This window comes from Nitratireductor sp. ZSWI3, assembly GCF_024655565.1.
Lineage (GTDB): Bacteria > Pseudomonadota > Alphaproteobacteria > Rhizobiales > Rhizobiaceae > Nitratireductor.
Window position 1 is genome coordinate 1 of the sequence record NZ_JANKOF010000133.1, and the last position, 9,710, is coordinate 9,710.

At 64.6% G+C, this 9,710-nt stretch carries 7 protein-coding genes; 6 read left to right on the plus strand and 1 reads right to left on the minus strand.

Annotation, left to right across the window (positions count from 1 at the left end; all coding sequences use genetic code 11):
• The first annotated feature begins 187 nt into the window (after positions 1-187).
• The 6 genes from NUU27_RS23730 to NUU27_RS23755 all read left to right on the plus strand — a co-directional run bounded on the left by NUU27_RS23730 (position 188) and on the right by NUU27_RS23755 (position 9,267).
• The gene (locus NUU27_RS23730) at positions 188-877 is read left to right on the plus strand and encodes a DUF2497 domain-containing protein (RefSeq protein ID WP_308219999.1); all 690 of its coding nucleotides are present in this window, start codon (positions 188-190) and stop codon (positions 875-877) included.
• Positions 878-986: 109 nt separating this feature from the next.
• Positions 987-3,767, plus strand: a complete 2,781-nt coding sequence (locus tag NUU27_RS23735; protein WP_257764774.1) for a valine--tRNA ligase — start codon at positions 987-989, stop codon at positions 3,765-3,767.
• 435 nt (positions 3,768-4,202) lie between these two features.
• Positions 4,203-5,351 (plus strand): OmpP1/FadL family transporter, encoded by a 1,149-nt coding sequence (locus NUU27_RS23740; RefSeq protein ID WP_257764775.1) that lies wholly within the window; start codon positions 4,203-4,205, stop codon positions 5,349-5,351.
• A gap of 234 nt (positions 5,352-5,585) precedes the next feature.
• On the plus strand, positions 5,586-6,518 hold the full coding sequence (locus tag NUU27_RS23745) for a TerC family protein (protein WP_257764776.1): 933 nt from the start codon (positions 5,586-5,588) through the stop codon (positions 6,516-6,518).
• A 231-nt stretch (positions 6,519-6,749) separates the two neighbouring features.
• A complete protein-coding gene (gene ilvD / locus NUU27_RS23750; protein ID WP_257764777.1) occupies positions 6,750-8,474 on the plus strand; it encodes a dihydroxy-acid dehydratase in 1,725 nt (574 codons plus the stop codon).
• Positions 8,461-9,267, plus strand: a complete 807-nt coding sequence (locus NUU27_RS23755; RefSeq protein WP_257764778.1) for a tetratricopeptide repeat protein — start codon at positions 8,461-8,463, stop codon at positions 9,265-9,267. The genes ilvD and NUU27_RS23755 overlap by 14 nt, the downstream gene beginning before the upstream one ends.
• Before the next feature lie 77 nt (positions 9,268-9,344).
• Here NUU27_RS23755 and NUU27_RS23760 read toward each other — a convergent pair.
• Positions 9,345-9,710, minus strand: a 366-nt coding sequence (locus NUU27_RS23760; protein ID WP_257764779.1) for a hypothetical protein, incomplete at its 5' end; no start/stop codon positions are given.

Genomic DNA, 9,710 nt, shown 5'->3' on the forward strand with positions numbered 1-9,710 from the left:
CGCAAGGCGCCCGGCATTCTTGTGTGCAAACCCGGCCGGTCGCCTTGCGGGGATTCTCTCGGGCCCGCCCCTCGGTTAGGCTTGAGTGGTGATTCGAACCTTTCGCGTCGACATTTGGGCGTAAGCCTCATGACGCGTCGGGTAACCTTGGTTGGGCGGATACAGGGCATAGGCGGCAAGTTTGACGATGTCACACGGAATCGGGGCGCAGAGAACGGTCGAACCGTCGGGCGACGGGCCGACGACGGGAGGGCCGCAGCGCGAGCCTTCCATGGAGGAGATTCTCGCCTCCATCCGGCGAATCATCGAGGACAACGACGCGGCGCCGCCGGCAGGCAAGGCCGTTCCAAGCCGCGCGCCCGAGCCGGCCCCGGAAAAGCCGGCCGAGCGGATGCCCGTCGAGGGCCTGCGGCGCGAGACAGCGGCCTGGCAGGGCGACAGGCCCGCCGCCGGCAGCGAGATCGAGACCTTCCGGGCCGCGTTCGACCGGCAACCGGACGAGGAGGCCGCGGCGGCAGGGGAGCCGGCAGCGAACCTGCGCTCTGAGCCCGACGATGAGCCGGCGCCCGACCTGCCGCCCGACCTGCCGATGGAGGCAGCCCTTTCGGCTGCGGCCTCGGAAGACGGGCAAGCCGGTGCTCCGGTGCCCTCCGAGGCGCGGCCGGGCGGCATTCTTTCCGAATATGCCGGCCGCAAGGTGGCGGCGGCCTTCGGCGAACTGAATGAGGCTTTCGAGGCGAGCCGGCGGCGCCAGTTCGACCAGGTGGCCGAAGAAATGCTGCGGCCGATGCTGCAAGAATGGCTCGACAACAATCTGCCGACGCTGGTCGAGCGTCTGGTGCGCGAGGAGATCGAGCGGATCGCGCGCGGCGGATAAGCCGCGCGTCGTCCTGTTGACTCGACCAGACCCTTCCGCTTTACACCGTGCCTTGATCGTACCAAGGTCCTGACCCTGGGTCTTTAGCTTCGCGAGCGCGGAAATCCTCATGCTTGAAAAGAATTATGACGCGGCGAGCGTCGAGCCGAAAATCGCCGAACGCTGGGAAGAGGCGGGGGCCTTCGCGGCCGGCGCCGGTGCGAAGCGCGGCGCGGAAACCTTCACCATCGTCATCCCGCCGCCGAACGTGACGGGCTCCCTGCACATGGGCCACGCGCTCAACAACACGTTGCAGGACATCATGGTGCGCTTCGAGCGGATGCGCGGCAAGGACGTGCTGTGGCAGCCGGGCATGGATCATGCGGGCATCGCCACGCAGATGGTGGTCGAGCGCAAGCTGATGGAGCGGCAGGAACACCGCCGCGACCTCGGGCGCGAGAAGTTCATCGACAGGGTCTGGGAATGGAAGGCCGAATCCGGCGGCGCGATCATCAACCAGCTGAAGCGGCTCGGCGCTTCCTGCGACTGGTCCCGCGAGCGCTTCACTATGGACGAAGGCCTGTCGAAGGCCGTCGTCGAGGTCTTCGTCTCCCTTTACAAGCAGGAACTGATCTATAAGGACAAGCGCCTCGTCAACTGGGATCCGAAGCTGCTGACCGCCATCTCCGATCTCGAGGTGGAGCAGATCGAGACCAACGGCAATCTCTGGCATTTCCGCTACCCGATCGAGGGCAAGACCTTTGACCCGGAGGACCCGGCGACATTCGTCACGGTTGCCACGACGCGTCCGGAGACGATGCTGGGCGACACCGGCGTTGCGGTCCATCCGGAAGACGAGCGCTACACGCATCTGGTCGGCAAGTCGGTCGTCCTGCCTCTGGTCGGACGGCTCCTGCCGGTGGTGGCCGACGCGTATTCCGACCCCGAGAAGGGCACCGGCGCGGTGAAGATGACTCCGGCGCACGATTTCAACGATTTCGATGTCGGCAAGCGGCACGGCCTCAGGATGATCAACATCCTGACCGTCGAGGGAGCCGTCACGCTCAAGGACAACGAGGATTTCCTCTACGGCCTCGAGGGGCGGCCCGAGGTCGCCCGCACCATCGGCGAACTCGACGGGCTCGACCGCTTCGAGGCGCGCAAGCGCGTCGTGGCGATGATGGAGGAGGGGGGCTTCCTCGCCAAGGTCGAGCCGCACCGGCACACGGTGCCGCACGGCGACCGCGGCGGCGTGCCGATCGAGCCTTTCCTGACCGACCAGTGGTATGTCGACGCCAAGACGCTGGCCAAGGCGGCGATCGCCTCGGTGCGCGAGGGGCGCACCAGTTTCGTGCCCAAGAACTGGGAAAAGACCTATTTCGAGTGGATGGAGAACATCCAGCCCTGGTGCGTCTCGCGCCAGCTCTGGTGGGGACATCAGATTCCTGCCTGGTACGGCCCGGATGGGCAGGTCTTCGTCGAGAAGGACGAGGAGGCGGCGCTGGAGGCGGCGATCCAGCACTACATCGCCCATGAGGGGCCGTGGAAGGCCTGGGTCGAGGAGAAGCTGGAGAATTTCAAGCCCGGCGAGATCCTGACGCGCGACGAGGACGTGCTCGATACCTGGTTCTCGTCGGCATTGTGGCCTTTCTCGACGCTCGGCTGGCCCGACAAGACGCCGGAGCTCGCCCGCTACTATCCGACCTCGGTGCTCGTGACCGGCTTCGACATCATCTTCTTCTGGGTCGCCCGGATGATGATGATGGGCATGCATTTCATGGGCGAGGAGCCCTTCCACACGGTCTATGTCCATGCGCTGGTGCGCGACAAGTCCGGCGCCAAGATGTCGAAGTCGAAAGGCAACGTCATCGACCCGCTGGAGCTGATCGACGAGTACGGCGCCGATGCGCTGCGCTTCACGCTGACGATCATGGCTGCCCAGGGCCGCGACGTGAAACTCGATCCGGCGCGCGTCGCCGGCTACCGCAATTTCGGCACCAAGCTGTGGAACGCCACGCGCTTTGCCGAGATGAACGGGGTGGCGCGCGATACCGGTTTCCGCCCGCAGGACGCCAGGCTGGCGATCAACCGCTGGATCCTTACCGAACTGACGCGTGCCGCGCAGGCGGTGACGGACGGCATCGTGTCCTATCGTTTCAACGAGGCGGCGGGCGCTGCCTACCGTTTCGTCTGGAGCCTGTTCTGCGACTGGTATCTGGAGCTTCTGAAGCCTGTCTTCGCCGGGCAGGACGAGGAAGCGAAGGCCGAATCGCGCGCCTGCGCGGCCTATGTCCTCGACGAGACCTACAAGCTCCTGCATCCGATGATGCCGTTCATGACGGAGGAATTGTGGGCGCATACGGGCGGTGCGGCGGGGCGCGAGGAGCTTCTCGTCCTCACGCCGTGGCCGGAGCTTTCGTTCGAGGACGCCGATGCCGCTGCCGATATCAACTGGCTGGTCGACCTGGTCTCCGAGATCCGCTCGGTGCGTTCCGAAATGAACGTGCCACCGTCAGCGACCGCGCCGTTGGTGGCGGTCGGTGCCGACGAGACGACGCGTGCCCGCATCGCCAGGCACGACCCGGCCATCCGCCGCCTTGCGCGTGTCGGCGAGGTCGGCTTCGCCGCCGACGCTCCGAAGGGCTCGGCGCAAATCGTTCTCGGCGAGGCGACCTTCTGCCTGCCGCTCGGCGACCTGATCGACCTGTCGGCGGAAACCGCGCGGCTTGAGAAGGAGATCGCCAGGACGCGGGCCGAGATGGAGCGCCTGGAAAAGAAGCTGGGCAACGAGAAATTCGTCGCCAACGCGCCGGAGGAGATCGTTGTCGCCGAGCGTGAGAAGCTGGCGGAATTCGCCGCTGCCAAGAGCAAGCTGGAAGTGGCGCTCGCCCGTGTCAGGGAAGCCGGCTGAGCTTCCGCCGGGCGCCGCTTCGAGCGCTGCTGCCGAGGGGCGTCCGAGGATCGAAGGCATGAATCAGGGAGGCGAACGCCCGTTCGCCTCCCTTTCAGATTCGGCTCGCCGCGAGAGCGAAAAGCGACCGGCGAAAGCCGGCCCCAAAAGGACAATCCCGGTCAAAAGATGACGCATTCGTGAATTATCGCGAACTGTTGCTTCTGTGCAACTATGGCTTGTTTTTGATCCTCATCGACCGCATTTGGCGGCGTTTTGGGCTGATTTCGCAGGCCTGCGCGCTTCCGACGCCGTCGCGACGGACTTTCGCGCATGGTCCCGACACGTTTGCCGTTACGTAAACGTAAGAGTTAGATGCGACAATCTGTACGGTAACAATTGAGGTTGGGCGCGGCGCTGCTATCCTCGCAGCATTGATTGGAGGAGAGGGTTCTCATGCGTCATTTTCGCATCGCTTCGGCTGCGGTTCTGATCGCCGGTTCCGTCGGGGCGGCACAGGCCGGTGGTTTCTCGCGCGGGACCGCCGACACGGACATCCTGTTCGAGGATGGCAAGATCAACTTCAGGGCCGGCGTAACGGTCGTCGTTCCCACGCAGGAGATTACGTCCGCGCCTGCCTTGCAGGGGACGCCGGGCCTGGTCGGTTCCGATTACCTCGGCACCTATGCAATCCCGTCGGGCGCGGTGAAGGTCAGGGTCAGCGAAAACCTGTCCTGCGCGGGCACGTACACGGATGCCTATGGCGCGGCCTCGGGCTACGTGGTCCCTTATGGTTTTTCGGGAAAGACGCATGAGGTCTTCACCATAACGGAATTCGGCGCCACCTGCGCCGTCTTCTTCGATGTCGGCAAAGGCCGCTTCTCGGTGCTCGGCGGCGGCTTCGTCGAACGCTTCAAGTACGAGCTGCGCTCCAATCCCGTGCCGCTCGGCGGGCTGCCTCTGAACATCGATCTTTCGAGCAACGCGCCGGGCTGGCGCGCCGGGGTCGCCTACGAAATTCCCGAGATCGCCTTCAGGACGCAGCTTATGTACCGTTCTGGCACCGATCACGACGCCGATGGCTCCGGAACTTTCGGGCATCCCCTGGGGACCATCCCGCTGGTGGCGACGGGCCGGGGCAAGCTGCCGCAGAGTGTGGAGCTGAAAGTTCAGTCGGGCATCGCTCCTGGATGGCTTGCCTTTGGTTCCGTCAAGTGGACGGACTGGTCGGTGAACGAGACGTTGGATCTGAGCTTCTCCGGGCCGATCGTCGGGACCAATGACAGTCTCAACCAGTATTACTGGAAGGACGGCTGGACCATCACCGGCGGCATCGCGCATGCCTTCAACGAGAATATATCGGGCTTGGCCAGCGTCACCTGGGACAGCGGCGTTGCGACCGGTTATGACTTCCGCTCGGACAAATGGCTTTTCGCCGCCGGTGTGAGTGTCAAGGATGCCATGGGCGGGGAACTGCGCCTCGGCGGCGGTGTGTCGTACCTGACCTCGGCGACGATCGACGCAGTGGACGCGATCAATCGCGGCGCCGCAGCCGATTCCGGTTGGGCCGGCATCGTTTCCGCCAACTACAAGATCAAATGGTAGTCCTTCGCGACTGTTGAGGATGGCCCGGCTTCAGGCCGGGCCCTTTTTGCGATGCTGTAATCATCGAAGCCGTGCATCGGGCATTGCGTGCGTGCGGGGCTTGAAACGGGCGGGATTCTGGCGCACATAAGGGCAGTCACCCGGCCCGGGCCCCTCTGGCAGGCAAGGCGTTGCCTGTGATGTCGGACCGTACGACAACGCGCTCACGCCGCGCAGACCCGTATCATCCGCTTCATGACACCGCACGACTGGCTCTGGCCCGGTTTTCTGGCCTTCGTGGCCATCATCCTCTTTTTCGACCTTTTCGTCCTCCATCGCCGCGATCACGTCATCTCGACGCGTGAAGCGCTGCAAACCGTCGCCGGCTATGTCACGCTGGCAATGATCTTCGCCGTCGGCGTCTTCTTCTTCGGCGGCAAGGACCGTGGCGCCGAGTTCCTGACCGGCTATCTGATCGAACAGGCGCTGTCGCTCGACAACATCTTCGTCATCGCCCTGATCTTCACCTATTTCAAGGTTCCGCCCGAGGCGCAGTACCGGGTCCTCTTCTACGGCATCGTCGGCGCCATTCTGATGCGCCTTTCGCTGATCGTGCCGGGCGTCAAGCTGGTCGACCACTTCTTCTTCATCGGCATGGCGCTCGGCGCGTTGCTGATCTTCTCCGGCTTCAAGATGATGACGGCCGGCGACGAGATGATCGATCCCGGCGAAAGCCGTGTCGTCAGGCTGCTGATGCGCACCGGCCGGGTGACGACGGAGTATGAGGGGGCGAAGTTCCTGACGCGCCGCAACGGCCTTTTCTACATGACGCCGCTGTTCGTGGTGCTGGCGACCGTCGAGGTCACGGATCTCATCTTCGCGGTCGATTCCATCCCGGCCGTGCTGGCGATTTCCAACGACCCCTTCATCGTCTTCTCGTCCAACGTCTTCGCCGTGATGGGCCTCAGGGCGCTGTTCTTCGTGCTGTCCGGGATGATGCGGACGTTCAAGCATCTGAAGACCGGACTGTCGCTGGTGCTGATGTTCATCGGCCTGAAGATGCTTCTGGCGCATTGGATCGAGATCCCGTCGCCGCTGGCGCTCACCGTTACGGTTTTCCTGATCGGTGCCTCGGTGGTCGCTTCGATCATTGCCCGCAAGCGCGAGGAGCAGCGCGCGCAAACCTGATTGCGGCACGGCGGAGCGCGGTCTGACGCTCCGCCGTCTTCACGTTTTGTGACCAAATGTGTCATCGCGTGGCCGCCTGTGTTCATTTCGCAACAGTTTCTCAATAAGCATTCGGTTAAGACAGGGGCGGGGGGATACGCCAACTTCCCGCCATAAACCCGGCGCACGAAAATTTCGAAGGCGCGCCGGACCGATGTTTTTGGGAACTGCCGCAGCGCGGCCAGGGTGAGTATGGACGCAAAAGCCATTTCGAAAGCGAAGCTTCCAAGCCGCTACGTGACCGTCGGGCCGGCCAGGGCGCCGCATCGTTCCTATCTTTATGCGATGGGCCTTTCGGCCGAGGAGATCGCACAGCCTCTCGTGGGTGTCGCCACCTGCTGGAACGAGGCGGCGCCTTGCAACATTTCACTGATGCGCCAGGCGCAGGTGGTCAAGAAGGGCGTTGCGTCCGCCAACGGCACGCCGCGCGAGTTCACCACCATCACCGTCACCGATGGTATCGCCATGGGCCATCAGGGCATGAAGGCCTCGCTGGTTTCGCGCGACGTCATCGCCGATTCGGTCGAGCTCACCATGCGCGGCCACTGCTACGACGCGATGGTCGGCCTTGCCGGCTGCGACAAGTCTCTGCCCGGCATGATGATGGCGATGGTGCGCCTCAACGTGCCGTCGGTCTTCATCTATGGCGGCTCCATCCTGCCGGGCACCTGGCGCGGCCGGCAGATCACCGTGCAGGATGTGTTCGAGGCCGTCGGCCAGCATTCGGTCGGCTCCATTTCCGATGACGACCTGACGGAGATCGAGCAGGCGGCCTGCCCGTCCGCCGGTTCCTGCGGCGCCCAGTTCACGGCCAACACGATGGCGACGGTGGCCGAGGCGATCGGCCTGGCGCTGCCTTATTCCTGCGGCGCGCCGGCACCTTACGAGATGCGCGACCGCTTCAACTATGCCTCCGGCGAGAAGGTGATGGAGCTTATCGCCAAGCAGATCCGCCCGCGCGACATCGTCACGCGCAAGGCCTTGGAGAACGCTGCCGCCGTGGTCGCCGCATCGGGCGGCTCGACCAACGCCGCGCTGCACCTGCCGGCCATCGCCCATGAGGCGGGCATCGACTTCGACCTGTTCGACGTCGCCGAGATCTTCAAGAAGACGCCCTACATCGCCGACCTGAAGCCGGGCGGCCGATATGTCGCCAAGGACATGTTCGAGGCGGGCGGCATCCCGCTGCTCATGAAGACGCTGCTCGAGCACGGCTTTCTGCATGGCGATTGCATGACGGTGACCGGCCGCACAATTGCCGAAAACATGGAGCATGTTCGCTGGAACGACGAGCAGGATGTCGTGCGGCCGGCAGACAAGCCGATCACCAGGACCGGCGGAGTCGTCGGCCTCAAGGGCAATCTGGCTCCGGAAGGCGCGATCGTTAAGGTCGCGGGCATGAAGAACCTGCGGTTCTCCGGTCCGGCGCGATGCTTCGATTCCGAGGAAGAGTGCTTCGCTGCCGTGACGGAGCGCAAATACGAGGAAGGCGAGGTGCTGGTCATTCGCTACGAGGGACCGAAAGGCGGCCCCGGCATGCGCGAGATGCTGGCGACAACGGCTGCCCTTTACGGGCAGGGCATGGGCGACAAGGTCGCACTCATCACCGACGGCCGCTTCTCGGGCGCCACGCGCGGCTTCTGCATCGGTCATGTGGGACCGGAGGCGGCCGTTTGCGGGCCGATCGGCCTTCTGAAGGATGGCGACATCATCACGATCGATGCCGTGGAAGGCACGATCGACGTGGCGCTGAGCGAGGCAGAACTTGCCGAGCGCGCCAAGGAATGGAAACCGCGCGAGACCGATTATCAGTCCGGCGCGATCTGGAAATACGCCCAGACGGTGGGTGCGGCGCGCGATGGCGCGGTGACGCATCCGGGGGCGAAGAAAGAAACGCACTGTTATGCGGATATTTGAAACAGGAAAAGCGGCGGTTCTGGCGGGCCTGGTGGCAACCACGATGGTGGCGCTGCCGGGAACTGCCCTGGCGCTTGACGAGAAGGCGGTCATCAAGGAACCGGAGCCGCGCAGCCCCTGGGCCGTCTTCCGGCTCGGCTTCTCGGCCTACAAGCGCGGCGAGAAGCAGGAGGCTCTGGAGGCCTACCGCTACGCCGCCGAGAACGGCCAGGTGGGAGCAAGCTGGAAGCTCGCCCGCATGTACGCCGAAGGCGATGGCGTGACGCGCAACGACTATGAGGCGTTCAAGTTCTTTTCGGCGGTGGCGCAGCAGGAGGTGCGGCCGGGCAGCCCCGACGAGACCTATGTGTCGGATGCGCTGGTGGCGCTCGGCAAGTATCTGCAGACCGGCATCCCGAACAGCCCGATCCGCGCCAATCTATTGGCCGCGCAAGAGCATTTCATGCGCGCGGCCGCCACATACCGCAATTCGGAAGCCCAGTATCAGGTGGGCAAGATGTTCCTGTCTGGCGAAGGCGTCGCCCAGAGCGTCCAGCAGGCCGCCCGCTGGTTCCAGCTGGCGGCCGAGAAGGGGCATGCCGGCGCCCAGGCGACGCTCGGCCATATCCTCTTCGAGAGCGGCAAGGTGGTGAAGGGGCTCGCCATGATGACGGCGGCGCTCGACCACGCCGCGCCGAACGATGTCGGCTGGATCCGCACCATGCAGGAGCAGGCTTTCGCGCTCGCCGGCGAATCGGACCGGCGCACCGCAATCGCTCTGGCGCACGACCTGCGCGACAACGGGTTCGACTGATCCATCCATTTCGCCAGTGCCGCGCGGTTGCGCGGCTGGAAGACGACACCTTATTGCATCGAACCACGCACGGCACTCTAGTGAATGTCGCCGGACAGGGGATGCGGTGCGGTCGACAGGGCTGCCGCCGCGCGGCTCGGCTCGGGCCGGCTGCTCATCTGCTGGCAGGCCTGGTCCAGAACTCTCCAGGAAGAATTGTTCAGGACTTTCTCGCAGCGGGCGAGGCGTGGGCCGCCCGGCATCCTGATGCAGGCAAGCTGTCCCTGCTCATACGCCGTGCCGTTGGCCCGGCACAGGCAATCCGCCGCGGCTGTCTCTGCGGCCATTGAAAGCGCCGAGGCTGCGACGGCGCATAGACCGAACCGTCTTTTCATGGTGCCGGAATATAGCATGGCCGGCTGAGCCGCGCCATCGGGAGCGCGGATTGCCGGGGCGGCGAACTT